General features: G+C 63.9%; 19 protein-coding genes. 9 read left to right on the top strand and 10 right to left on the bottom strand.

The features are described from left to right. Nucleotides 1-2 precede the first annotated feature (2 nt). From AC3A6I_RS08590 to AC3A6I_RS08570, 5 genes are all read right to left on the bottom strand, one after another. A complete protein-coding gene (locus tag AC3A6I_RS08590; protein ID WP_487543271.1) occupies nt 3-497 on the bottom strand; it encodes a GyrI-like domain-containing protein in 495 nt (164 codons plus the stop codon). Continuing rightward, nucleotides 484-1,062: an SRPBCC family protein gene (locus AC3A6I_RS08585; RefSeq protein ID WP_487543270.1), complete on the bottom strand. Its 579-nt coding sequence runs from the start codon at nt 1,060-1,062 to the stop codon at nt 484-486. The genes AC3A6I_RS08590 and AC3A6I_RS08585 overlap by 14 nt, the downstream gene beginning before the upstream one ends. Continuing rightward, the gene (locus tag AC3A6I_RS08580; RefSeq protein ID WP_487543269.1) at nt 1,046-1,387 is read right to left on the bottom strand and encodes an ArsR/SmtB family transcription factor; all 342 of its coding nucleotides are present in this window, start codon (nt 1,385-1,387) and stop codon (nt 1,046-1,048) included. The genes AC3A6I_RS08585 and AC3A6I_RS08580 overlap by 17 nt, the downstream gene beginning before the upstream one ends. Nucleotides 1,388-1,564: 177 nt before the next feature. Next, nucleotides 1,565-1,966 (bottom strand): DUF2155 domain-containing protein, encoded by a 402-nt coding sequence (locus tag AC3A6I_RS08575; RefSeq protein WP_487543268.1) that lies wholly within the window; start codon nt 1,964-1,966, stop codon nt 1,565-1,567. Nucleotides 1,967-1,994: 28 nt separating this feature from the next. Beyond that, nucleotides 1,995-2,432 carry an NADH:ubiquinone oxidoreductase subunit NDUFA12 gene (locus tag AC3A6I_RS08570; RefSeq protein ID WP_487543267.1) on the bottom strand — a complete coding sequence of 146 codons (438 nt, stop codon included), beginning with the start codon at nt 2,430-2,432 and terminating at the stop codon, nt 1,995-1,997. 688 nt (nt 2,433-3,120) lie between these two features. Here AC3A6I_RS08570 and AC3A6I_RS08565 point away from each other — a divergent pair. Further along, nucleotides 3,121-6,810: a vitamin B12-dependent ribonucleotide reductase gene (locus AC3A6I_RS08565; RefSeq protein ID WP_487543266.1), complete on the top strand. Its 3,690-nt coding sequence runs from the start codon at nt 3,121-3,123 to the stop codon at nt 6,808-6,810. An 85-nt stretch (nt 6,811-6,895) separates the two neighbouring features. Here the strand turns inward: AC3A6I_RS08565 and AC3A6I_RS08560 are convergent, their stop codons facing one another. From AC3A6I_RS08560 to AC3A6I_RS08540, 5 genes are all read right to left on the bottom strand, one after another. Continuing rightward, nucleotides 6,896-8,485 (bottom strand): hypothetical protein, encoded by a 1,590-nt coding sequence (locus AC3A6I_RS08560; RefSeq protein WP_487543265.1) that lies wholly within the window; start codon nt 8,483-8,485, stop codon nt 6,896-6,898. A 1,232-nt stretch (nt 8,486-9,717) separates the two neighbouring features. Next, nucleotides 9,718-10,275, bottom strand: a complete 558-nt coding sequence (locus AC3A6I_RS08555; RefSeq protein WP_487543264.1) for an ATP/GTP-binding protein — start codon at nt 10,273-10,275, stop codon at nt 9,718-9,720. A 933-nt stretch (nt 10,276-11,208) separates the two neighbouring features. After that, complete coding sequence (locus AC3A6I_RS08550) at nt 11,209-12,021, bottom strand: carbohydrate ABC transporter permease (RefSeq protein ID WP_487543263.1); 813 nt, start codon at nt 12,019-12,021, stop codon at nt 11,209-11,211. Next, the gene (locus tag AC3A6I_RS08545; protein ID WP_487543262.1) at nt 12,021-12,914 is read right to left on the bottom strand and encodes a carbohydrate ABC transporter permease; all 894 of its coding nucleotides are present in this window, start codon (nt 12,912-12,914) and stop codon (nt 12,021-12,023) included. Before AC3A6I_RS08545 ends, AC3A6I_RS08550 begins: the two co-directional genes overlap by 1 nt. A 114-nt stretch (nt 12,915-13,028) precedes the next feature. Next, nucleotides 13,029-14,348 carry an extracellular solute-binding protein gene (locus AC3A6I_RS08540; protein ID WP_487543261.1) on the bottom strand — a complete coding sequence of 440 codons (1,320 nt, stop codon included), beginning with the start codon at nt 14,346-14,348 and terminating at the stop codon, nt 13,029-13,031. A gap of 281 nt (nt 14,349-14,629) precedes the next feature. Between AC3A6I_RS08540 and AC3A6I_RS08535 the strand changes: the two genes are divergently transcribed. From AC3A6I_RS08535 to AC3A6I_RS08500, 8 genes are all read left to right on the top strand, one after another. After that, nucleotides 14,630-15,664, top strand: coding sequence for a LacI family transcriptional regulator (locus AC3A6I_RS08535; protein WP_487543260.1), 1,035 nt, complete (start codon nt 14,630-14,632; stop codon nt 15,662-15,664). 106 nt (nt 15,665-15,770) lie between these two features. Next, nucleotides 15,771-16,796, top strand: a complete 1,026-nt coding sequence (locus AC3A6I_RS08530) for a LacI family DNA-binding transcriptional regulator (RefSeq protein ID WP_487543259.1) — start codon at nt 15,771-15,773, stop codon at nt 16,794-16,796. Nucleotides 16,797-17,151: 355 nt separating this feature from the next. Next, nucleotides 17,152-18,054, top strand: a complete 903-nt coding sequence (locus tag AC3A6I_RS08525; protein WP_487543258.1) for an ABC transporter permease — start codon at nt 17,152-17,154, stop codon at nt 18,052-18,054. Then, on the top strand, nt 18,054-19,007 hold the full coding sequence (locus AC3A6I_RS08520; RefSeq protein ID WP_487543257.1) for a carbohydrate ABC transporter permease: 954 nt from the start codon (nt 18,054-18,056) through the stop codon (nt 19,005-19,007). The genes AC3A6I_RS08525 and AC3A6I_RS08520 overlap by 1 nt, the downstream gene beginning before the upstream one ends. 117 nt (nt 19,008-19,124) lie before the next feature. Next, the gene (locus tag AC3A6I_RS08515) at nt 19,125-20,672 is read left to right on the top strand and encodes a DUF3502 domain-containing protein (protein WP_487543256.1); all 1,548 of its coding nucleotides are present in this window, start codon (nt 19,125-19,127) and stop codon (nt 20,670-20,672) included. Nucleotides 20,673-20,736: 64 nt separating this feature from the next. Further along, a complete protein-coding gene (locus AC3A6I_RS08510; RefSeq protein WP_487543255.1) occupies nt 20,737-21,390 on the top strand; it encodes a DUF624 domain-containing protein in 654 nt (217 codons plus the stop codon). A gap of 13 nt (nt 21,391-21,403) precedes the next feature. Next, nucleotides 21,404-23,773 carry a glycoside hydrolase family 2 TIM barrel-domain containing protein gene (locus AC3A6I_RS08505; protein ID WP_487543254.1) on the top strand — a complete coding sequence of 790 codons (2,370 nt, stop codon included), beginning with the start codon at nt 21,404-21,406 and terminating at the stop codon, nt 23,771-23,773. A 1,072-nt stretch (nt 23,774-24,845) separates the two neighbouring features. Next, complete coding sequence (locus AC3A6I_RS08500; protein WP_487543253.1) at nt 24,846-25,052, top strand: cold-shock protein; 207 nt, start codon at nt 24,846-24,848, stop codon at nt 25,050-25,052. Nucleotides 25,053-25,125 lie beyond the last annotated feature (73 nt).

Here is a 25,125-nt window from a genome sequence, read left to right as displayed (position 1 = left end):
CCTCAATCCTTGAGCTTGATGGCGACGATGGTCTCGAGCTTGTTCGGGTCGGGCTCGTCGTCAGGCCCGTTGAGATAGAATTCCACACGCGAGGCGAAATGGTCGCCATCGGCTTGCTCGTGCACGTCGAAGGCGTGGCCGTTGGCGCGCGACCAGTCGATCAGTGCGGCGTTCGCCTCGATCAGGTGGTCGTACGAACCGAGATAGGTCAGCTGAGCATAGCGCCCTGCCGGCAGTTCGCCGCCGATCAACTCACCCTCAGACTGCACCCGCCCCATGGTGCTGATGCCGAACTCGATCTCCAGCTCGGGCATCTTGACGATGTTGTACTTGAAGAAAACCGGACCAACCGTTTGTATCTTCTGCGCCTGGACGCCGCCGAACAGCGCCCCCATGGCCTCATCGATATCCTTGCTGAACGGAATTTTCACCGCCCGCCGCACGGCCACATAGGGCTGCGCCTCGCGCACCACGATCGTCGGTTCACCGATCTTCATTGCTCTCCTCCTTCTGTCTTTGGCTGCGGCCACGCGCCGCCGCGATGTCCTCGGCCACCCCGTCGCTGCGCGGTCGCCCCTTGGGCCGCCAGTCATCGTCATCCATGAACAGCAGCAGATAGCGGCTGAGCAGCTCGAAGCCGCTCCGCCAGCCCCAGCCATGCCCGTCGCGCTCGGCGGCGCTGATGAATGGCGTCTGCCGGAACAGCATGCGCGTGCGTCCGTCGGCGAGCTCGATGAAATCCATAGTCACCACGGTTTCGAACGCGTCATAGGCGTTGATGTAAGTGAAGCTCAGCCGGCCCGGTTCGTCGATCTCGAGATACTCGCCCGAAATCCAGTGCGCATGCCCGGGCCCGTTGCTCATGCAGCGCCGCCACTTTCCGCCGACGCGAAAATCGATGTCGCACTCGAGCAGCGCATAGCCCTCCGGCCCGTACCAGCGCACCATATGCTCGGGATCGCGCCACAACCGCCACACCAGCTCGCGCGGCGCGTCGAACACCCGGTCGATCTCCAGCACCAGTTCGCGCTGTTCTGCCGTCGCCTCACTGTTTCCGGCCATCGGGGTCTCCCTTCTGCATGTCGGCCAGATAGGCATCCATGCGGTCGAACTGGGTGTCCCAGTGCCGGCGATAGCGCTCGACCCAGCCTGACACCTCCGCCAATGGCGCCGCATTCAGCTGCACCGGCCGCCACTGAGCCTGCCGCGTCCTGAGCACCAGCCCGGCCTGCTCGAGCACCTTCAGGTGCCGGGAGATGGCCGGTAGCGAGATCGCGAAGGGCGCCGCCAGTTCGTTCACCGAGGCCTCCCCTCGGCTCAACCGCTCGAGGATAGCCCGACGCGTCGGATCGGCCAGTGCCGAGAAGGTCAGGGTCAGTTGATCCATATTTCACGCATGCGTTAAATAACGCATCCGTTAAATACGATCGGCAATCCCCCGTCAAGCTGGGCGCTTCAACTGCCCTCGGTGTCATTCCCGCGAAGGCGGGAACCTAGTTGCACGTCGGTGCGTCAAGCACGGGGTCCCCGCCTTCGCGGGAATGACATCGTGGAGGGGCGCCCCTCAGCCGCCTGCGTTCGGCGGCGGCACGTCCGAGTTCGGCTTACACTCGAGCAGCCAGATGTCGTACACGGCGTGGTCGATGGCGTTGAGCGCCGGGCTGTCGGCGAACATCCAGCCGGTAAAGATGCGCTCGATCTTGCCCGCGAGGCTCACCTGGTCCACCTCGACGAACACGCTGGTGCGCTGCGTCTCGGTCGGCGGCCGCGTATAGCAGGCCCGGGGCGTGATCTGCAGCGCCCCGAACTGCACGGTCTCGTCGACATAGACGTCGAAGGTGGTGATCCTGCCCGTGATCTTGTCGAGCCCGGAGAATTTCGCCACCGGATTGGCGATCGGCTGCGCCAGCGCCGGCGCAGCCAGCAACAGGCTGGCGGCGATGGCTAAAAATGCCCGGTGGAGCATGGAGAAACGCCGTGCGATAGCCGTCGCCTTATTCCGGCGACCAGGCGTCATAGTCGGCGCTGACGCGCGGACGTTCGCCCTTGCTGAGCAGCGAACCGTCCGGACGATAGGCCAGCGCGGTGCCGGTCAGGTTCGGCTGGTGCGGCAGTTGCCAGGCACGAGCCTTGTATTCCGCCTCGGTCGGCGGCGTATTAGTGCGATAGTGCATCCAGCCATACCAGCCGGGCGGAATCCTGGAGGCTTCGGCGACGCCGCCTGCGTAGGACACCATGCGGCGCTCGTAGCCGTTCGGGCCGATCTTGCCATTCCGCGAACGGTAGTAGCGGTTGCCCAGTTCGTCGGTACCGACATACTCGCCCTGCGTCGCGATCCACAGCCGCGTGCCCCAGGTATTGCCGCGCCACCAGGTAAGAATCTCCAGCAGGAAGTCCTTCCAGCTGAACCCGTCGCGATCGTCGCGTGCCATGCCGTCCGTCCATAACCGGCGCACGAAACGGCGCCATCGAAACCACGTTGGCTCTAGCACGCGGGCGCGCCAGCGCCTAGGGCCTTCGCCGCCTCGTCGGACGCCACCGCGCACATCTACCTATTGTGGTGCCGGCAAGCCCGGAGCGCTGCCTATGGCGCTAAAATTGTGAAGGAAATAATGCGCTTGACAGGTTTCGCACCGAAATCCGCCTCGCGCTTAGCCCCCATCCCTCATCCTCGCGCATCGCTCAAACAGGGCCTAAGAGTGGCGGTTTCTCGTGGGCTTAGCGCCGATTCTGGCAGCAGCAGATCGGCGCGATTCAGTCAAAATTGACGCTGCCCATTCACGAATCGGGGTTGGAACTTTTCCCCGTAATCCACATATGAGATACTGGATTTAGGCGCTTTCCGGAGCGCCCACCACTACCGCTTGTGTCTGTGAGTTGGAGGCGGGCATTGACCGACTCGAAGCGCCGCCGCAATCATTTACGGGTTGCGCCGACCCATGTGGTCAGCGCGGCGGCATGTCGGAACGAACTGCTGGCAGATAGACCTGCAGATGTTCCACCGGGGCTCGTATGGCCGCCCCAGGCGGCAGGGTACAAAGCGTCAGACGAATTCAAGGCGGAAGCCATCTAGTGGCGGCTGCGGGCTTTCACGCCTGCATTATTGGGGAATCTATAAGAATGCGCATCGAACGCCGGTACACCAAAGCAAATGACAGTGCCTATGCCGGGATCGATTTCCGCTCGGTGACGAGCGAGATTCGCAATCCCGACGGCTCGACCGTGTTCAAGCTGGACAATATCCAGGTCCCCTCCACCTGGTCGCAGGTAGCTGCCGACATCATCGCGCAGAAATATTTCCGCAAGGCCGGCGTCGCCAAGATCCTGAAGCGCGTCGAGGAGAACGATGTTCCCTCCTGGCTGTGGCGTTCGGTTCCCGACGAGAAGGCGCTGGCAAAACTCCCCGAAGCCGAGCGCCATGGCTCCGAGACCGACAGCCGCCAGGTCTTCGAGCGCCTCGCCGGCACCTGGACCTACTGGGGCTGGAAGGGCAAGTATTTCAATACCGAGGAGGACGCGCGCGCCTTCTTCGACGAGCTCTGCTTCATGCTGGCGACCCAGAAGGTGGCGCCGAACTCCCCGCAGTGGTTCAACACCGGCCTGCACTGGGCCTATGGCATTGACGGCCCCGGCCAGGGCCATTTCTACGTCGATCCCTTCACCCACAAGCTGACCTCGTCCAAGTCCGCTTACGAGCATCCGCAGCCGCATGCCTGCTTCATCCAGTCGGTGACCGATGACCTCGTCAACGACGGCGGCATCATGGACCTGTGGGTCCGCGAGGCCCGCCTGTTCAAGTACGGCTCGGGCACCGGTTCGAACTTCTCAAAACTCCGTGGCGAAGGCGAGCGCCTCTCCGGCGGCGGCAAGTCCTCCGGCCTGATGAGCTTCCTCAAGATCGGCGACCGCGCTGCCGGCGCCATCAAGTCGGGCGGTACCACCCGCCGCGCCGCCAAGATGGTCATCGTCGATGCCGACCATCCCGATATCGAGGCCTATATCGACTGGAAGGTGAAGGAGGAGCAGAAGGTCGCCGCCCTCGTCACCGGCAGTAAGGTCGTCGCGCGCCACATGAAGGCCGTCATGAAGGCCGCCGTGAACTGCGAAGGCGACGGCGACGACTGCTTCGACGTCAACAAGAACCCCGCCCTGAAGCGCGAAGTCCGCGCGGCCAAGAAGGCGCTCGTGCCGGAAAACTACATCCAGCGCGTCATCCAGTTCGCCCGCCAGGGCTATACCGACATCGATTTCCCGACCTACGACACCGACTGGGATAGCGAAGCCTACCTCACCGTCTCGGGCCAGAACTCGAACAACTCGGTCCGCATCACCGACGATTTCCTCAAGGCCGTCGAGACCGACGGCGACTGGGATCTGAAGGCCCGCATCACCGGCAAGGTGACCAAGACTCTCAAGGCCAAGGACCTGTGGGAGCAGATCGGCTATGCCGCCTGGGCCTCGGCCGATCCGGGCCTGCACTTCCACACCACCATCAACGAGTGGCACACCACCCCGGAAGCCGGCGAGATCGTCGCCTCCAATCCGTGTTCGGAATACATGTTCCTCGACGACACGGCCTGCAACCTCGCCTCGGTGAACCTGCTCCCCTACCGCAACGCCGATAGTTCCTTCGACGTCGCCGCCTTCGAGCACACGACCCGCCTCTGGACCATCGTCCTCGAAATCTCGGTGATGATGGCGCAGTTCCCGAGCAAGGCCATCGCCGAGCGCTCGTTCATCTACCGCACCCTCGGCATCGGCTACGCCAACATTGGCGGCCTGCTGATGACCTCGGGTATCCCCTATGACTCGGCCGAAGGCCGCGCCATTGCCGGCGCCATCACCGCCGTGATGACCGGCGTCTCCTACGCCACCTCCGCCGAAATGGCCGGCGAGCTCGGCGCCTTCGGCGATTACGAGCGCAACGCCCAGCACATGCTGCGCGTCATCCGCAATCACCGCAACGCCGCCCACGGCAACCGTGACGGCTATGAGGGCCTGTCGATCGCCCCGGTCGCGCTCGACCACGCCTCGCTCAAGGATGCGAACCTCTCGACCCGCGCCAAGGCCGTGTGGGACGATGCGCTGCGCCTCGGTGAAAAGCACGGCTACCGCAACGCCCAGGTCTCGGTCATCGCCCCCACCGGCACGATCGGCCTCGTGATGGATTGCGACACCACCGGCATCGAGCCCGATTTCGCCCTGGTGAAGTTCAAGAAGCTCGCCGGCGGCGGCTACTTCAAGATCATCAACAACGCCGTGCCCCCGGCTTTGCGCACCCTCGGCTACACCGAGAGCCAGATCGCCGAGATCGAGGCCTATGCCGTCGGCCACGGCAACCTGAACCAGGCCCCGGGCGTCAACCCGTCCACGCTCCGCGCCAAGGGCTTCACTGACGACAAGATCGACGCGCTGAACAAGGCCGCGAAGTCCGCCTTCGACATCAAGTTCATCTTCAACCAGTGGACGCTCGGCGCCGATTTCCTCAAGAGCCTCGGCGTCACCGACGCGCAGCTCTCGGACATCAGCTTCGACCTCCTCAGCTTCCTCGGCTTCACCAAGCGTGATGTCGATGCCGCCAACACCCATGTGTGCGGCTCGATGACCCTCGAGGGCGCCCCCGGCCTCAAGGATGCCGACCTGCCGGTGTTCGATTGCGCCAATCCCTGCGGCAAGATCGGCAAGCGCTATCTCTCGGTCGATAGCCACATCCTGATGATGGCCGCTGCGCAGCCCTTCATCTCGGGCGCTATCTCGAAAACCATCAACATGCCGAACGACGCCACCGTCGCCGACGCCAAGGAAGCCTATATGCTCTCCTGGCGCCTGGCGCTGAAGGCGAACGCGCTCTATCGCGATGGCTCCAAGCTCAGCCAGCCGCTCAACGCCTCGATCATTTCCGATGACGAGGACGACGAGGAGGATGCCGTCGAGGCGCTCGCCGCCGCCAACCAGATGGCGCGCGTCCCGCAGGTCACTGAAAAGATCATCGAAAAGATCGTCGAGCGCGTCTCCCGCGAGCGTGAAAAGCTGCCGAACCGCCGCAAGGGCTACACCCAGAAGGCCAATATTGGCGGCCACAAGGTCTACCTGCGCACCGGCGAGTTCGACGACGGGCGCCTGGGCGAAATCTTCATCGACATGCACAAGGAAGGCGCCGCCTTCCGTGCCATGATGAACAACTTCGCCATCTCGATCTCGCTCGGCCTGCAATATGGCGTGCCGCTCGATGAATATGTGGAGGCCTTCACCTTCACCCGCTTCGAGCCGGCCGGCATGGTCATGGGCAACGACCGGATCAAGAACGCCACCTCGATCCTCGACTACATCTTCCGCGAGCTGGCCGTGAGCTATCTCGATCGCGAGGATCTGGCCCATGTCCACACCGACACCCCGACCGCGCTCGGCAAGGCCGACGAAGGCCAGCGCCCTGCCCCGATCCCGGCGCAGAACCTGGTCTCCCGCGGCATGACCCGCGGCAAGGTGAAAGACCAGAACCTGATGCTCGTCTCGGGCGGGCTGACGGCCGCCGCCTACAACCCGGTGCAGTCGATGCAGACCTCGACCGTCACCGCGCTGAAGGCCGCCACGGCCCTGAAGGTGGACCTCAACCCCCACGTCCTCAACGAAGCCGAACTCAACCCCATCCCCACCCCGCCCCCCAGCCAGGACCTCGGCCAGCTGCGCTCACAGGCCCAGATGCAGGGTTATACCGGCGACCAGTGCTCCAACTGCAACTCGATGCGGATGAAGGTCTCGGGCCACTGCATGGTGTGCGAGGACTGCGGGACGACGACGGGCTGCAGCTGAGTTGGCGCCTTCGGCTGCTGCCAACCAAACATAACCACGCACGAAATAGAAGAAGGGGCCGCGAGCAATTCGCGGCCCCTCTTTTCTAGATCAGATCATCTTCGAGGTCTGCGTCCGCATAGGGATCCTCCTCGTCGAGGTCCGCCTCACTCTCACCAGCAACAGCGAGAGCGCCTGCTCGATGTAGTCGCCGGTAAGTCCTTGACCAAACGACCAACTCATCCTCGATGCGCTTTGTGACGTCCCTCCAGTGATCAGTCAGTCTGGGCTCAACCCCCTTGGAGTCTAGGAGCGCTTCTCCATCGTGCCCAGAAACGCCACATAGCACTTCAAAGGCGCCCTCAAGCTGCTGCAATGCGCCGCTGAAAGAACTAAGCGCAGCATTAAATACGTCTTCCGGCGTATCGCCCACACGAACTGTCTTCATGCGCCCCGGAGGCGGAAACTCCGTTCGAAGCCACACGTCATTCACGATCTGTGGCGCCAGGCCGTCTGACGACATCCGTACGGTGCCCGCCTCATCTAGTGCGACAAGTGGATCACCGGCTGTGAAATCTGCGATGCTTCTTGCAAGTTGGAGTACACCGTGAGGAGAACGACGCATGGCATCGAGCACTTCCGCAGGCGTCCTGCGATCTGGCTGGTTACCAGTTCCGCCTCGGTCGGCGTTGAGACCGCCGGCCACAACCAGCGGGTATGCCGCCCGGACGGCCAACTCAAGTGAGGCCGGTCCCGGCTCCTCTGCGGACGCCCCCGCGGCAAGAGAACGATGGATTTCTGCCAACGCATCTTTCCCAAGCCGCTCCGCATCGCGACCGGTCGGTTGCCAGTCTTCGTGGTGGGCAGACTTGGAATAGGAGTGCCGCAAATACCGCCGGAATCGATCAATCTTCGCAGGGTCCGCAACCGCCCTCAGTATCAACGCCGTGGCAAGCTCGTTCATGAGCTTCGGCGTCACCCGCTTTCTGGTGGACTGGCTAGTGACGGCAACTCTAATCGCTTCTGCCTTCCGCGCATCGTTGCTCATGAACAGCTTGACGATGCTCGCCGCTCTTATGACCGGATCATCTGAGAGCCGTGCCGCAAGAGCCTCCGCTTTCGTGGAGGCACCAGCATAATAGTCACGCTCTACTTTTGAGACCAAGCCGCGTCGATAAAGTTCGTCCAGTACCTCGTCTGCTAGCGATTCATTTTCCGGTCCTTCACCCCAAGCCTTTGGAGGGTCAACGTGCCGGAGCGCGACCAACGACTTAATGGCTGTTGAGAACTCGGTCGTACCTCCTGCGTGAGGAGTAAACCCGACGATCACCAATGCCGGAATGACTTCGCATCGCAACGCGATCAAAGCATCCTGACCTCTTTCCCCTCGTTCGAATGCCTCATTAAGCTTTCGAACGTGGACCCTGAGCCGCCCTTCGTTGTCGTCATATGGGATGTCGGCCGACCGGATTTTTAGAAGGTCGTGCACGGCCGTTGTCCGCGACGAACCTTCTACCGTAACGAGTACCGTCTGAGCCGGAGCACCGTCAGCGTGCTCGTAGGTTGTGCTGGCCAACCAGACCGACTCCATGACACCCTGAGATGCAATTGAAACTCGCCAGTCGTTCTCCGCGAGCACATAGCTGGCGGCCTGCTGCGATGCCCATGTTAGATGATGAGCATTCTCAATCTTCACCCTAAGCTCCGCTAGCTGAGGGTGGTCCATTCGCAGCGGCTCTGGCTCCGCAAGGGGACGGAACTTGCTATCCTCGCCGGCGCTGCCGGGATCGATCGCGAACGGATGTCGTCTAGAGGGAAGCGTACGGGGGTTCCTTGGGTCGGGCATAACCCGCCTCGACCAGACCGAAGTGCGAATCCCGTGCAGAGTACCTCCCGGCACAGGTATACGCTCGCCTCCAGGCTCCTCAGCATCTCCGATTACGCGCCTTACCTGACTAGGGTCCACGACGGCATTTGCGATGGCAAATGCCGATGGCCTGGACAGGCCATATGCTTGGATGAGCTTGTCGGTAAGGTTCTGGCGCGCCTTTGCGTGCGCATAGTCGGGTAGCAACGACACCGGCCGAGGCAAAATGTGGTCATCGTCAACAGGTGATACAGTCATAGCTTTCGCTCCATGATGGGGCGGCATGGCGGGCTATCAAGAAACCGAGTGCCAAGGGTGGCACTCGGCCATGCGACCTATTTCCAAGTGCGGCGACGCAGCTCGGCGTGGAGCCAGCGAAGGCCCCGCTCATCCGAAAGCGCCGCAGACACTACAATCGGCGAATCCATGTCCGCCCGATCGACCCGGATTACGTCCCCGGGCAAATTGGTCACGTCAAAGCCATGCCGCTTTAGATCACGGCAAGCGTTGTCCATCTCGATGCTTATGCTCATACCGCATGTCCTTGGCTCAAACCTTGAGTGGCAAAATCTGCACCCAAGGCTTCGACTTGGTTGAGATTTCCGAGGTGCCAAGGAGCGGAGCTCCGTGCGCATCCCCTCCAGCGTACCAACCAGAGGTTGGCGTTACCGAAGGCGGCTGCAGTTAATACAAACGAACCCAAGACGTATGGAGCTCAAACCGTCCCCACGTAGTCTCCCTGCGCAGCCTAGCTGCCGGTGGTGCGTTCACATTGCCTGTGTCGCGGTGGTTAATGAATCGTCTAGCCCATCGGAGATGTCAAGCCCGCTCAGTGTACCGCCCCAACCACCCCCGCATCCGCCCCGCCAAATCCGTCTGCACCACCGACACCCCTGCCCCCCACCTCGTCCGGCCGCTCGAGCGCGGCGGTATCGGTAAAACCCCCGCAGGCCACGCCGTCCAACGTGTTGACCCACATGGCGATGCCGGCGGCGTCGAACCAGTCGCGCGCCGCTCAGATGTCGTCGATCGTGTCGTAGACGAACTCGCGCACCACCGGCTCAGCGCGATCCCTCAGCCACCACCCGCGCCACTGCCTCTACCCGCTCCCCCGGCGTTCCCGTCACCTCGATCACCCGCGGCCCATCGGCCAGCAGCCCAAGATCATCCTCGCGCAGCATGGTCTTGAGCCGGGCGTCCACCCGGGCCCTGAGCTTTGGGTGTTCGATCGGCACCGCGATCTCGTCCGGTCGCCGCAGCGGCACGAACACGAGGAGGTCGAGGCGCGCCAGCGCTTTCTCGATCCGGCCGAGCAGCCTGCCGTCCGGGCTCCACTCAAACCCCTCGCCGGCGCTCACCACCTCGAGATAGGCGATGAGATCGAGCGGACAGCGATCGAACACCACATCCGCCTCGCTCGTCGCAAGGATCAGGGCGCAGCTCTGCTGCAGCTGCTCCTCGAGGTCAGCCACGTTCGGCCCGTCGGCGAACACCACGCCCGCCTGCGCCAACAGCCAATAGGGCTCCGGCACGTGCGCGTAGCCCGGATGCGCCGCACAAAACTCCTCGACCAGCGTGGTCTTGCCGACCCCATGCGTCCCCGTCACCGCAATCCGCATCCCCGCCTCCCCGGCCCATCCCCCGCCCCTACCTCTCCCGCGACGGACGAAGCAAGCGGAGCTTGTAAGCGAACGATCTGCGCACCGAAAGGCGCTGACCACCACCGACACCTCACCACCCACCGGCCCACCTCCCCTTGATGGGGGAGGCAAGCGAAGCTTGTGAGCGACAGCGAACTAGCGCAGCTCGGAGGGGGTGGAGCCACAGGCTCTGCCGGGTGCGTGGGCCCCGCCCCACCCAGTTGCGCTAAGCGGCAGAGCCGCCAAGCTCCACTACCCTCCCCATCAAGGGGAGGGACACCGCGCAAGAACCGAAGCCCCGAAGCCTGCAGTCGGGTTCCCGCCGGGCTATCAGTCGGCTCTCCCTCCCCCTTGTGGGGAGGGAGACCCGCGTAGCGGGTGGGTGGAGGTGGCCACACGCACCAGCCAACAATCTTATCCCCCTCTCTCCCCAAGCTCGTACAATGCCCCCGTCCGCTGCACCGAAGCGAGATCATGACGAGTGGTTGGTGTGGTGGAGATTGGGTGGGTCGGCAGTCGTGCCGGTCCAGGCCTAAAGCACGTCGGCACGATCCGGTTCGCCGGGGACGCCGCTACAAACGCGAGGAGACGCTCTATGCGGGGCGGGCTCCAGGGTCGAGGCTGCCACGCACAAGGCAGCCGCAACGTCGTGGCGGTGGGGCGGATGCCAGCCGTTCACGGCCTGCACGACCAGAAGCGATGCGGCACGGGATGCGCCCGGGCCCACGCGCCATAAGCCCAAAACCCCGATCGGCCGGCGAGGCGTGCGCCTCACATATTGCGGACTACCGCGAGGGGCAAACGCCCCGCCGGCCCGTCGCTTCATCTCCCCCTGGGAGATGGCTCTTTGAGACCTCCGAAGCCGAAAGGCTGTCGGACGCATCCGCACGCCTGCTCCCCGCCCCGGCGAGTCTAGCCCTTGACCCCGACCCCGGCAAAACCGGTGTTCATGTTCCGGCGCAGCAGGAAATACACACCGACCGCCGGCGCCGCGTAGACGATCGAGAAGGCGGTGAGGTAGCCGTAGTCGATCGAGCCCTGCCGGCCGAAGGCGGCGTAGAGCCCGACCGACATCGGGAAACCCGCCTCGACGCGCGAGAAGATCAGCGGCAGGAGGAACTCGTTCCAGGCGCCGGTGAACGAGAAGAACCACACCACCGCGATGCCGGCCTTGGACATGGGCAGGACGATCTGGCTGACGATCTGCCACAGCGAGGCGCCATCGACATAGGCGGCCTCCTCGAGCTCGATCGGCACGGTGTCGAAGAAATTCTTGAGCAGCAGCAGCGTGAAGGGCAGGTTCAGCACGGTGAGCGTGAGCATGACGCCGAGCTGGTTGAGCAGCCCCGCCCGCTGCGCCGTGAAGTAGATCGGCACGAGCACGCCGGCGGCGGGCAGCATGCGCAGCAGCACCAGCGTCCACAGCAGCGCATTCTTGCCCGGCATGCGCAGGCGGCTCAGCGGATAGGCAGCGCAGATGCCCACGAGCGACGAGATGGTCGCGGTGCCCGCCGCGATCAGCAGCGAGTTCATGAACATCCGCCCCGCGTCGCCCGAGACGGCATGCAGGAAATTGTCGATGCCGAACTGGCTCGGCCAGGTCAGGCGGCCGACCGAGGCGTTGTCGAAGGCATTGCCGAACAGCCAGGCGAAGGGGCTGACCCAGATCAGCGCCATGACGGCCAGCGCCAGCGTTAGGGGGCGCGAAAGACCGATGCGCTCCATCACTTGGGCTCCTTCAGCATGCGCAGGTAGACCGTCGACAGCAGCCCGACGATGATCAGCATGGCGACCGAGATGGCGGCGCCGAAGCCGAGATTTCCGCGCCCGAAAGCCTGGTTGTAGAGGAACACCGCCAGTGTCTCGGTCTGCTTGCCGGGGCCGCCGCCGGTCATGGCGAAGATCAGCGGGAAGTAGGTGAAGGTCCAGATGGTGATGAACAGCATGTTGGTGGCGATATGCGGCCGGATCATCGGCAGCACCACCATCCACATGCGCTGGAAGCGCGTGGCGCCGTCGATCTTGGCCGCCTCGATCACCTCGCGCGGCACCGAATCGAGCGCGGCGACGAACAGCAGGTAGCTCCACGCGGTGCCCTTCCACACGTTGGCGATGGTGACGACGGGCAGCGCGTAATCGTTGATGAAGTTGATCGGCCGGAAGCCGAACGGGGTCACGAACAGCGAATTGATGAGGCCGGTCTGCGAGGTGGTGGCCGACCACAGGAAGGCCGCGACGATGTCGGGCAGCAGCCAGCCCAGCATGATGGCGATTTCGACGACCGAGCGGGTGGCGCCATAGGACTGGCGCAGCACCGCGGCGAGCAGGAAGCCGAGCAGGGACTGCCCGACGATGGCCGAAAAGAAGACGAAGGTGACGGTGGTCCAGAAGCTGTCGACGAAGCCGCCGCGCCGGGTGAACAGGCGCTCGTAATTGTCGAAGCCGACCCAGCTCCACTCGATGGCCTTGCGGCCGGTGAGCCCTAGGTCGGTGAAGCTGAAGGTGAAGGCCCAGCCGGTGAAGTAGATGAGCGCGCCGACCAGGATGATCGCCGGCAGCATGGCGGCACTGAGCAACCAAAGGTTGCTGGTGATCCAGGGGTTGGCCTGGTGTCTCATGGGCGGCTCGTATGCGTAAGATCGAAAGAGTGTCGCGCCGGCGAGCGCGCGCCGGTCTCCGTCACGACGGCACCCGGATAGACAGGTGGGCGCCGTCGTGTCGGGAGGAGCCGCTTATTCGTACGTGATCACCTTCTCCTCGCCGAACTCGTCGACGAGTGCATCGTGATAGCTCTGGACGGTCTCTTCGACCGTTGCGCCATCGAGGATGTCGGAGGTCATCTGCTGCACCAGTGCCGAGACGGTCTGGTAGCCGGGGATGGTGTCACGGCCGGTGGTGTCGGCGGCAAGCGCCGTCGCCTTGGCGAGATACGCGTCAGCCGTGTACTCGGGCGATTCCGAGATGTCGGTGCGCACTGCCATGCGGTGGTTCTTGATGGTCCAGTCCTTGAAATTGCCGACATCGAAGATGGTCGAGACCAGCTTGAAGGCCAACGCCTTGTCGGCGGCCTTGGAGTTGACGCCGATGGTCCAGCCACCGGAGATATTGGTGGTGGCCTTGCTGCCTTCCTCGCCATTGCCCGGCCACGGCGTCCAGCCGACCAGCGCGTCACGCTCCTCGCGGGAGGGCAGGTTCACGCCGTTGCAGTCCCACAGGCACGCATCTTCCCAGGAACCGGAGGCGAGGATGCCGAGCTGGTCGTTGGCCAGCGCCTCGCGCACCGCCGCACCGATATCGGCGGCGTAGTTGAGGTCGGCGGGCATGCCCATGTCCTGGTAGACGGTCTTGTAGAGCTCGAGCGTGTTGCGGATCCCCGGGCTATCGCCGATCCACTGCGAGGTCTCCCGGTTCAGCAGGCGGTTGCGATCGCCCTCGGGTTTGTCGGCGCCGAGCAGAGCCATGTAGAAGCCCTGCATGGTGGCGCCTTCAGCCTGCTTGATGCCGGCCGGCAGCTGGAAGAAATACTGGACGCCAGCATCCTTCAGCTTCTGGGCGGCATCGAGCACATCGGCCCAGCTCTTGGGCTCCCACGGCACCGGGATGCCGGCCTTCTCGAAGTTGGACTTGTCGTACCACAGCATGCGCACGTCGGTGTCGGTGGGCAGCGCGTAGACGTTGCCGTCATAGGACGCGACCTCGAGCAGGCCCGGCATGTAATACTGGTACTGATCCCAGCCCTTGGCCTGTTCGGTGAGCGGTTCGAGATAGCCCGACGAGGCGAACTCGGAGACCATGAAGGAGTCCATCTGGATCACGTCGGCGGCAGTGCCGGCGGCGAGATCGAGCGCGGTGCGCTGGTCGTAGCCGACACCGGGCAGCTTGATGGCGTTGACCTTCTCGCCGGTTTCCGCCTCGAAGGCGGCGATACCGGGCTCGACCAGCGAGGCCAGCCACTCTGCGTACATCAGCGACACTTCGGCCTTGGCCGGCATGGCGGCCGCCGCCAGCATCGTCAGCGCGGCGGCAGACGACAGCAAAGTCTTCTTGAGCATGAACTCCTCCTCCATTGCTTGGCATCGCAACCGTGGAGCGACGGTGCGTGCACCCCCTCAGGTGCCGGTGGAGCTAAGCGCATTTCCTGCAACGTTGCAACGCCTGCGTGCCTTCTGATAGTGTCGGCACGGCGGATCGGCACATATGCGATCCATCTCAATGTCTTAGGCAGAAATATCAGGAGCTTGAGGCTCGTACCTCACGATTGCATCGATGCAATTTTTCGCCGTTTCGCTGCGCGGCGGCCCGGTGTAAGACCAAACGTCCGATGAAGCCTCAGATGCCCAAGTCTCCCACCAGCGCCCCTTCCCGATCGACCGCCAAGCGGGCGACGCTCAAGACCATTGCCGAATTGACCGGCCTCAGCTTGTCCACCGTGTCGCTGTCGCTGCGCGGCGGCGCGTCGCTGAAGGAGGAGACGCGCCGCAAGGTGGCCGAGGCGGCCAAGCTCGTCGGCTACATTCCCGACCGCGCCGGCGTGCGCCTCCGGACCGGCAAGACCAATGTGATCGCGCTGGTGCTCGACGGCGCCGATGAGGCGATCGACTTTGCCTCCCACATGATCCGCGGCATCGGCGAGGCTATTGCCGGCACCCGCTACCACCTGACGGTAATCCCCGAGTTCGACCGGCTCGCCTCGGTGGAATCGGTGCGCTACATCCTCGAGAACCGCACCGCCGACGGAGTGATCATCACCCATACGGGCCTGCGCGACCGGCGCGTGCAGATGCTGATGGATGCGGACTTTCCGTTCGTCAGCCACGGACGCACGGAATTCTTCACGCCGCATCCGTTTCACGATTTCCACGCCGAGGCTTTTGCCGAGCAGGCGGTGGAACGGCTGGTGAGCAAGGGCTGCAAGCGGCTGATGCTCACGGTGGGCGACGACACGACGACGAACTTCCACAATATCGAGCGGACGTTCGCCCGCGCGGTGCAGCGGCTGGGCGTTTCCGGGCGGGTGGTGGTGCAGAAGAACTTCCGCCCGGCCTCGCCCGAGATGCGGCAGTTCGGCCGTGACCTTGCTGCCGATCCGAACCGGCCGGACGGCGTCATCTACGACAGCGAGACACGCGCCATTTCGGTGCTGTGCGGCCTCGCCGACGGTGGCGTGCTGCTCGGGCGCGACATCCAGTTCGTGTGCAAGCAGACCTCGGACATCCTCTCCACCGTGTTCCCCAACGCCGACACGATCGAGGAGGACGTCTACACTGCCGGGCTCGAACTCACCCGGCTATTGCTGCGCCGCATCGAAGGCGAGGCGCCGGACGGGCTGCAGACGCTCAGTGAACCGGTGCCGCACTGGCGCAGCTAAAGGCCGCCGACGCGGGCATCTGCTGCGACGCCGATTGCCGATGATGAGCAGTGCCCCTGCCCTGCCCGCCTTGCCTAGCAGGATGTTCGGCTGCTACGGAGCACCTGTGGTCACCCTCAAGGAAATTGCGAAAGCTGTGGGCGTTTCGACCGCGACGGTGTCGCGCGTGCTCAACTTCGACCAGACGCTCTCGGTCACGGCCAAGACCCGGCAGGCGGTCATCGAGGCGGCGGAGGCATTGAAATACGAGACGCCCCGCGCCCGCAACCGCGCGTATCAGCAGGGGCTCAGCAAGGTCGCGCTGGTCCACTACCTCAGGCCCGAGCAGGAACTGGTCGACCCCTATTATGTCGGGCTGCGCCTGGGGATCGAGAGCCGCTGCCAGGCGCTCAAGATCGAGACGATCAAGGTCTACCACACCGACAGCCTGCCGGACGCGGCGCTGCTGCGGGCGGCGTCGGGGATCATCGTGATCGGGCGGCACAAGGAAGACGAGATCGCGTGGCTGCGGCAGCACAATCGCAATGTCGTTTTCGCCGATTTCAGCCCGCCGACCGACGAGATCGACTCTGTGGAGTCGGACCTGATGCTCGCCACGCGCAAGCTGCTGCAGTCCATGTCGCAGGCCGGGTACAAGCGGATCGCCTTTGCCGGGTGGGTCGACGTGTATGACGGCGTTCCATCACCTCAGCCCGAAAGACGCCATCGCGCCTATGTCGAGTGGGCCAGGCAGGCCGGCAGTTTCGACGAGCGCCTCTGCCTGACGGGCAGCAAGACCGAGGAGGGCGGCTACCGGCTCACCCGCCAGCTGCTTGCCGAGACGGATCGTCCGGACGCGCTCATCACGGCCAACGACAACATGGCCGTCGGGGCATATCGTGCCATTCACGAGATGGGGTTGCGCATCCCCGACGATATTGCGGTTGCCAGCTTCAACGACATTTCGGTGGCGCAGTTTCTGAGCCCGCCGCTCACCACCGTCCACCTTGCGGCGGAAGAGATTGGCGAGAATGCTGTCGAGCTGCTGCTCGAGCGGATGAACGGGCGTGAACTGCCCAAGCGGGTCACGCTCGCGACGAGCCTGCGCTGGCGCGAGAGCACCCGCCCCCTGCCCTCGGCACGTCGCGACTAAATATTTACTGAAAACTTGCCTGCCGCTGATCCCGTCGCTAACAATGGCCTCGTGGCGAGGCAACTCGCCGCGCGCCTGGAGGAGATCATCGCATCGTGTGAACCCCGCTTTTGCGGGGCGTTGCGGCATAGCTGAGCCTACGCCCGAGACCAATCCGACGTCCCCGAGGGACGTCGCCGACTTCGGTGGAGCCATCCCTGGGCCTTATGCCCAGGCGCAGTTGACTGCAGTGCCATCCGTAAGCCGGCGTCGAGCGCCGGCGGTTCAGGTGGCAGCGTCTGGAGGGGCGCCGCAGCCGACGGCAGAGAGGGGGAACATGACGGAAACGGGTTCGGCCCAGGGACGGAAGTCTCTGTTGCGGCAGCTGATGGACAGCAAGGTCCTCTTGCTCATGTGCATCCCGGCGATCGTGTTCTTCATCGTCTTCAACTACATGCCGCTCCCCGGAGCCTGGATCGCCTTCACGAATTTCAACTACCGGGACGGGATCTTCGGCAGCCCGTTCGTCGGGCTCCGCAATTTCGAGTTCCTGATCAAGTCGGGCCAGCTCTGGATGCTGACCCGCAACACCATCCTCTACAACCTCGCCTTCATCGTGCTCGGAAACATCCTCCAGATCGCGATCGCGGTGATGCTCAACGAGATCCGGCTGGCCTGGTTCAAGAAGATCAGCCAGGCTGCGATGTTCCTGCCCTTCTTCATCTCCGCGGTCCTGGTCGGCGTCATTGCCTTCAACCTGCTGAACTACGACACCGGCGCGCTCAACGCCCTGATCCGGCAGACCGGCGGCGATCCGATCAAGATCTACTCCAGCGCCGGGGCGTGGCCGCTCATCATCATCATCGTGCACCTGTGGCAGTCGACGGGCTATGGCTCGATCGTCTACTTCGCGGCGATCATGGGCATCGACCGCAGCCTCTATGAGGCGGCGACGGTCGATGGCGCGTCGGCATGGCAGCGCATCCGCTACGTGACGCTGCCGAGCCTCAAGCCGACCTTCATCATTCTCGTGCTGTTCTCGCTGGGCGGCATCATGCACGGCAATTTCGGGCTGTTCTGGAACCTCATCGGCAACAATGCCGCGCTGTTCTCGACCACTGACATCATCGAGACCTCGGTCTACCGGATGGTGCTCAGCCAGAACAACTTCACCACCTCCACCGCAGTCGGTCTCTACCAGTCGCTGTTCGGCTTCGCCCTGGTAATGACGGCGAACTGGGTCGTGCGCAGGATCAACAAGGACTATGCGCTGTTCTGATGACCCAAAACATCGACACCATCATCGCGGAAGGCGGCGTCGGGCTCGGGCCGGCCAAACCGCGTGCCATCAAGCTCGACCGAAGCGACATCGTCATCCGGTCGATCTCCTACGTCACGATCACCCTGTTCGCACTGTTCTGCCTGCTGCCCTTCGTCTTGATGCTGTCGGCCTCGTTCTCGAGCGAATCCGCGATCATGCGAAGCGGGTTCGGCATCCTGCCCAAGGAGTTCTCGCTCGCCGCCTACGAGTGGATCTTCCGGGCCCCCCGGCAGATCATCGGGTCCTATGTCGTCACCATCACCATGACCGTCTTCGGCACGGCGATCGGCCTGTTCGTGATTTCGATGACCGGCTACGCGCTGCACCGGAAGGACTTCCCCTTCCGCAACCACATCTCGTTCTTCATCTACTTCACCACGCTGTTCTCGGCGGGCCTCGCCCCGACCTTCCTGTGGATCGCGCGCGACCTGGGCCTGCGCGGCAACTACCTCGCGGTGTTCCTGCAGCTGCTGATGACGCCCTGGCTCATCATCCTGATGAAGAACTTCATGCGTACCGTGCCCTACGAGATCATCGAGAGCGGCAAGGTCGATGGCGCCGGCGACTTCCGCATCTACGCGCAGCTTTGCCTGCCGATGATGAAGCCGGCGCTCGCGACGATCGGCTTGTTCCTGGCGCTTGGCTACTGGAACGAATGGTATCTGTCGTCGCTCTACCTGGGCAGCACGGTCGAGTTCAAACCGCTGCAATACCACCTCTACAACATCATCAACACCGCGAACGCGCTGCGCAACTCGGTGGCCGGGTCCAATGTCAGCGTCACCGACCTGCCGAGCAACACGCTGAAAATGGCGAGCGCGATCGTGGCCATCGGCCCGATCCTGCTGCTCTACCCGTTCGTGCAGAAATATTTCGTCTCCGGCATCACCATCGGCGCGGTGAAGGGGTGACACGAGCCTGAGTTTCGCGGCCGGCGCGGATGACCGGCAGCACCCTCGAAGGCGCTCCGAGGTGAGGGAATTCACCGCACAAGCGCAGCAAGACTGAATTCAGAGGAGGAGTCTGAAATGCAGAGAAGGACTATCGTCAGGGCGGGGGCGGCACTGCTCGCCATCGGCATCAGCATGCCGGCGCTGACAGCGAGCGTGCTCGCCCAGGATGCGCCGGTCGAAATCACCATGCTGACGATGGGCAACAAGCCCACCAACGGCCGTCTCGAGGCCATGCTCGACAAGCTCAACCCGCTGCTGATCGAGAAAGTCAACGCCAAGCTCGACCTGTTCTTCATCGAATGGGCCGACTGGCAGACGCAGTACAACGTGCAACTGCTGTCGGGCGACGACAATGTCGACCTGATCGGCACCGCCACCGACTGGCTCTACGCCTGGGAGAATGCCGAAAAGGGCGCCTTCCTGCCGCTCTCGCCCGAAATGCTGCAGGCGCACGCGCCCAAGACCTGGGCGCAGGTCGAGGCCGACGGGCACTGGGACCTGACCAAGCTCGCCGACGGCCAGATCTACTTCATGCCGGAGGACAACTATACCCAGTACACCAACCATGGCTTCATGTACCGAGGCGACTGGGCCAGGGAAGCCGGGATCGAGAACGGCGAGATCACCAAGTTCGAGGACTTCAGCCAGTATTTCGAGTGGGTGAAGGCGAACAAGCCGGACGCCTATCCGTGGGATGCCGCCCGCCTCACCGAAGCCCCGCTCACCGGCTACATCCAGGGCCACACCGACTTCCAGACGCTCCAGGGCATCATGGCGGGCAATTTCGCGCCCTTCGACACCAAGGCGTCCGATCCCTACACCGTCACGTCGCGCTATATGGAAGGCGACGCGCTGATCCAGGCGGCCGAACTGGCCAAGAAATGGAACGACATCGGCGTGTGGCGCGAGGACGCGCTGAACTACGACGGCGACACGCGCGAACTGCTCTATGCCGGCCGCTCCGGCGTCGAACAGCACCACACGCAGACCTTCGTGAACGACGTCGTCAACAACATGAACCAGAAGCAGCCTGGCGCTGACATGAAGTTCTTCTGGTGGGGCAAGGAGAACGGAAACTTCTTCAAGGACATCTTCACCCACGGCGCCATGGCCGTGAGCGCCTATTCGAGGAACCCCGAGAAAGCCCTCGAGGTCTACGACCTGATCCGGAACGACAAAGAGATCTACATGCTCTTCAACTTCGGCATCGAGGGCACGGACTACCTCATCACCGCCGACGGCAAGCTCGGCTACCCCGACGGCTGGGATCAGTCGACCATGTCGGTGGGCACCGACTACTGGTGGGGCCGCACCGATGAGTTCGAGCTGCCGCGCACCTCCGACGCACCGAACAAGGCCGAGATCATCGCCGAGCTCGATGCGACCGCCAAGGAGTATCCCTACTCCACCCTGATCGTGAACAAGCAGAATATCGACCCGAGCCTCGCCGCCATGAGCGCCGTGCTGTCGGAATATATTCCTCAGCTCGCCTACGGCAAGTTCGCCGACCCGGCCGCCGCTGTCGCAGAAATGCGCCAGAAGCTGACCGATGTCGGCTACGAGGACGCACGCGCCTCGCTCCAGGCCGACATGGACGCCTGGAAGACGGCCCGCGGCCTCTAGCAAGCTGACCTCGAGCCGGGCGGGCACGCGCTTGTCCGCCCGGCTTTGTGCGGAGGATCGACCCATGGCTTCCCTGTTTTCGGCGGACTCCGCGCTGATGCGCGGGCTGAGCCTGCTCGCCGACGTCATGGTCCTCAACCTGCTGTTCGTCGCCACGTCGATTCCAGTGGTGACGCTGGGCGCGTCGCTGACAGCGCTGAATTTCACTGCGATGCGGATCGCGACCGGAGAGTGCAATTCGGTCACCGGCGATTATGTTCGCTCGTTCCGGCGCAACTTCCGACAGGCGACCGTGATCCTGCTGCTGCTGTTGGCGCTGATCGGCGTGCTCGCCGCCTGGTACGTGGTCATCACCAACCTCACCTTCGGGCCGCTGGCCGAGCTGATCCTGCTCGCGATCTGGTACGTGCTCGCCTTCAACTTCGCGGCGGCAGCGCTGTTCGTGTTCCCCTATCTCGCAAGCTTCGAGGGGCGTACGCGCGACGTGCTGCGCAACGCACGGCTGCTGTCGTGGAAGCACCCCTTTGTCACCCTTGCGGCACTGGCGCTGATCGCGCTCTGCGTCACCGTCACCATCTTCTACCCGCAGCTTACCGGCTACGGGCTCTTCTGGTTCCTCGTCGGCTTTGCCGGCATCGCCACCATCAACGGACGGCTGTTCGCCGGCGTCTTCAGCAAATACGTCGCTGCCGCTGCATCGGCGTCCGCAGATCAATAGGGGCCACCGGCTCATGCACAGATACGATATCCGCCAGTGGCGCTTTACCCTTTCGGATACTCCGGAGGCCTGGGCCAAGGGCTTTGACGACACCTCATGGCGCCCCGTCACGGTGCCGCATGACTGGAGCATCGAGCAGGATTTTGGCGAGACCCATTCCAGCGGCACCGGCTACCTGCCTGGCGGCATCGGCTGGTATCGCACACATGTCTCGCTGCGCGAGTTCGGCGCCATCGCCGGCAAGCACGTGCGACTGAAATTCCATGGCGTCTACAAGAACGCGCAAGTCTGGGCGAACGGCTACCATGTCGGCGGACGACCCTCGGGCTATGCCGAACTCTCGTTCGACCTCACCGAAATCCTCTCCTACGCCAATAGCGACGATCTCGTGATCAGCGTCCGCGTGGAGCACACCGATATCTCCGACAGCCGCTGGTACAACGGCTCGGGCATCAACCGACATGTCGTAATCGAGCTGCACGAGCCCGTGCGCATCGCCGAATACAGCACCACCTTCGAGACGGTGACGGCCGATGCGGCGGAAGCGACGGTTCGCGTCGCGCAGACCGTCGTCAACGACACGACAGCGGGCGTAACCGTGCAGGTGCGACACGAGCTTGCTTCGCTGTCGTCGGGCCATGTCCACGCCTTCGAGACCACGACCGAGATTGCCGCAGGCTCCTCCGCCGACGCCGTCGCCACAGCGACAGCGCAGCAGCCCGAGTTGTGGTCGGACACCGCTCCGAACCTCTACCGGCTCACGACTGCCCTCACCTGGGGTACGGGCCAGTCTGCCATGTACGAGGAAACGGTCGGCATCCGCACTTTCCGCTTCGACCCCGCCCGCGGCTTCTTCATCAATGGCGAGCCGCGCACGCTGAAAGGCGTCTGCCTGCATGAGGATGCCGGCCCGTTCGGCACGGCCGTGCCAACCGAAGTCTGGCTGCGCCGGCTGCTGAAGCTCAAGCAGATGGGCTGCAACGGCATCCGCATGGCGCATAACCCGCACGCGCCCGAGCTTTATCGCCTCTGCGACGTGCTCGGCTTCTACGTCATCGACGAGGCCTTCGACGAGTGGGAGAACCCCAAGAACAAGTGGTGGCAGGGCCACAACGTCTATCCGCCGCGCCACCAGGGTTACGCCCGCGATTTCCACACCTGGGGCGAGCGCGACCTCGAGAACATGATCGACGCGCACCGCAACCACGCCTCGATCATCGCCTGGAGCATCGGCAACGAGATCGACTACCCCAACGATCCCTATGCCAGCGCCATGTTCGAAGCGATGACCGGCAACAACGATGCGAACAAATCTGCCAAGCAACGCGCTTACGATCCAAACCGCCCCGATGCCCGGCGGCTGGCGACGATCTCGCGTCGGCTGGCCGGAATCGTCAGGCGAAAAGACCCGACGCGGCCGGTGACGGTGGGCGCCGCCTTCCCCGAGCTCTCCCGCTATACCGGCTTCCTCGAGCCGCTCGATCTCGTCGGCTACAACTACAAGGAACATCTCTACCCGGCCGATCACGCCAAATTCCCGGGCCAGCCGATCGTCGGCAGCGAGAACGGTCACGGCTATGACGACTGGCGGGCGGTGGCCGACAACGACTACATCGCCGGCCAGTACCTATGGACCGGCATCGACTATCTCGGCGAGACCTATCTCTGGCCCTGGCACGGCTCTCGCGCCGGGCTGCTGACGGTCGCGGGCTTTCCCAAGCACAGCTTTCACCTCAGGCGCAGCTGGTGGTCCGATGAACCGGTCGCCTATATCGCGACCCGCCGGCGCGAGGGCGAGAAGAAGAACCTCTGGTCGCACCCGGTGTCGCGGGCCTGGGACGAGATTACCAGCGGCGCGGTCGATATTCTGTGCTTTTCCAACGGCGAGCCGAGGCTCACCTGTGGCGGCGAGCAGGTGTCGCTGATGCGCGACGAGGAGAACGGCTACTGGATCGCCGGCGCCCTGCCCTCCCTGGCGCCGCTCATGCTGGAAACGCTGCGCGACGGCGTGATCGTCGCCCGCGATACATTCGGGCCGAGCGGCGAGGCGGTACGGATCGATGCTGCGGTGTGGCGCGCGCCTGAAGATGCCGAGCGCCGGTATGCCTCCGCCGGTCTCGTCGGCGACGGCGTGATCCAGGTCGAATGCACGCTGCGCGATTTACACGATGAGGTTGCGCGCAACGACCTGGTCGTATCGGCCACGGTGGAAGGCGGCGACCTGCTGTTCCTCGATAATGGCGATCTCGGTGACAACACGCCCTACGCGTCGCGAGAACGCCGCACCTTGGAGGCGCGAATCGTCGCGTTCGTCCAGGCTACCAGTCCGGCAACCCTGCGCCTGAGCGCACCCGGACTGCCTGTCGTCGAGATGCAGCTCTGACGCGACCTCGCCGCCCGTACCTGTCGTCCTCTCCCAACCTCCCCCATCAAGGGGGAGGTGTCGCATCGAGGGATGAGGCAACTTCCAACCGCGCCAACCGGCCCCACCTCCCCCTTGATGGGGGAGGCAAGCGCAGCTTGTGAGCGCAGCGAACTAGCGTAGCTCGGAGGGGGTGGGGCCACAGGCTCTGCCAGCGCGTAGGCCCCACCCCACCCAGTTGCGCTAGGCCGCAAGCGGCCAAGCTCCACTACCCTCCCATCAAGAGGAGGGACACCGTGCAAGAACCGAAACGCCGAAGCCTGCAGTCGGGACTCCCTCCCCTTGTGGGAGGGGGGACCCGCGAAGCGGGTGGGTGGGGGTGGCCCCACGCACCCGCTTCACGTGAGCCCCAAACAAAGTTCAACAATCTTATCCCCCTCCCTCTGCACCACCAGTATTCTCCCCCCGTCCGCTGCACCGAAGCGAGATCATGACGAGTGGTTGGTGTGGTGGAGATTGGGTGGGTCGGCAGTCGTGCCGGTCCAGGCCCAAAGCACGTCGGCACGATCCGGTTCGCCGGGGACGCCGCTACACAACGCGGGGGACTTGGCGGATGCACGCCCGGTCCCAGGCTGCAACTGCCCGCATCGGGCGGGGGGTGAAGGTTGGTGAGCGCGGAATCCGGCAGCCAGCTCAGCTTCGGGCAGCTCGTGATGCGGCACGGGATGCGCCCGGGCCCACGTGCCATAAGCCCAAAACCCCGATCGGCCGGCGAGGCGTGAGCCTCATTAATTGCTGCGGACTACCGCGAGGGGCAAAGGCCCCGCCGGCCCGTCGCTTCGCTTTTTGACATCCTCCGGGACCATCGGCCGCCGGATGCATCGGCACGCCGCCAGTCGTGGCTCCATTATCCGCCTTGCTAAAGCCGCAATACTGACGCATGTACTATCGCACGCTTCGCTGAAATCACGCGACACTGGGTCCGACCCGGCTTTCCTTGATCTTGTGAACGTTTAGGCCAGGCCCGGCATGTTGCCGGCCGGGAACGGGCGTTTGCACTCGTGCCGACGCCACAAATCAGGAAGGCACCTCAATGATCGAGGGCACCGTAAAATTCTTCAACACCACCAAGGGCTTTGGCTTCATCCAGCCTGATGACGGCAGCAAGGACGCCTTTGTCCACATCTCTGCCGTCGAGCGCTCTGGCCTCAGCACCCTCAACGAGGGCCAGAAGGTCAGCTACGAGCTCGAGAAGGGCCGCGACGGCAAGGTCTCGGCGACCAACCTCTCGCTGCTCTAGTCTGGCGATACGTCTCGGGCGCTGACTTGAGCGGCGCCTGAGCGCGAGGCCCTCGGGCCCGGCCGGGCATCTC

The organism is Devosia sp. Soil_C_22 (assembly GCF_057657195.1).
The sequence above is the reverse complement of the archived record's forward strand: the minus strand, read 5'-3'. Positions and strand labels throughout refer to the sequence as shown.

Coding starts and splice junctions, on each gene's coding strand:
- AC3A6I_RS08590 (WP_487543271.1), bottom strand. CDS start 497: ATGAAGATCGGTGAACCGACGATCGTGGTGCGCGAGGCGCAGCCCTAT.
- AC3A6I_RS08585 (WP_487543270.1), bottom strand. CDS start 1,062: ATGGCCGGAAACAGTGAGGCGACGGCAGAACAGCGCGAACTGGTGCTG.
- AC3A6I_RS08580 (WP_487543269.1), bottom strand. CDS start 1,387: ATGGATCAACTGACCCTGACCTTCTCGGCACTGGCCGATCCGACGCGT.
- AC3A6I_RS08575 (WP_487543268.1), bottom strand. CDS start 1,966: ATGCTCCACCGGGCATTTTTAGCCATCGCCGCCAGCCTGTTGCTGGCT.
- AC3A6I_RS08570 (WP_487543267.1), bottom strand. CDS start 2,432: ATGGCACGCGACGATCGCGACGGGTTCAGCTGGAAGGACTTCCTGCTG.
- AC3A6I_RS08565 (WP_487543266.1), top strand. CDS start 3,121: ATGCGCATCGAACGCCGGTACACCAAAGCAAATGACAGTGCCTATGCC.
- AC3A6I_RS08555 (WP_487543264.1), bottom strand. CDS start 10,275: ATGCGGATTGCGGTGACGGGGACGCATGGGGTCGGCAAGACCACGCTG.
- AC3A6I_RS08550 (WP_487543263.1), bottom strand. CDS start 12,021: ATGGAGCGCATCGGTCTTTCGCGCCCCCTAACGCTGGCGCTGGCCGTC.
- AC3A6I_RS08545 (WP_487543262.1), bottom strand. CDS start 12,914: ATGAGACACCAGGCCAACCCCTGGATCACCAGCAACCTTTGGTTGCTC.
- AC3A6I_RS08540 (WP_487543261.1), bottom strand. CDS start 14,348: ATGCTCAAGAAGACTTTGCTGTCGTCTGCCGCCGCGCTGACGATGCTG.
- AC3A6I_RS08535 (WP_487543260.1), top strand. CDS start 14,630: ATGCCCAAGTCTCCCACCAGCGCCCCTTCCCGATCGACCGCCAAGCGG.
- AC3A6I_RS08520 (WP_487543257.1), top strand. CDS start 18,054: ATGACCCAAAACATCGACACCATCATCGCGGAAGGCGGCGTCGGGCTC.
- AC3A6I_RS08515 (WP_487543256.1), top strand. CDS start 19,125: ATGCAGAGAAGGACTATCGTCAGGGCGGGGGCGGCACTGCTCGCCATC.
- AC3A6I_RS08510 (WP_487543255.1), top strand. CDS start 20,737: ATGGCTTCCCTGTTTTCGGCGGACTCCGCGCTGATGCGCGGGCTGAGC.
- AC3A6I_RS08505 (WP_487543254.1), top strand. CDS start 21,404: ATGCACAGATACGATATCCGCCAGTGGCGCTTTACCCTTTCGGATACT.
- AC3A6I_RS08500 (WP_487543253.1), top strand. CDS start 24,846: ATGATCGAGGGCACCGTAAAATTCTTCAACACCACCAAGGGCTTTGGC.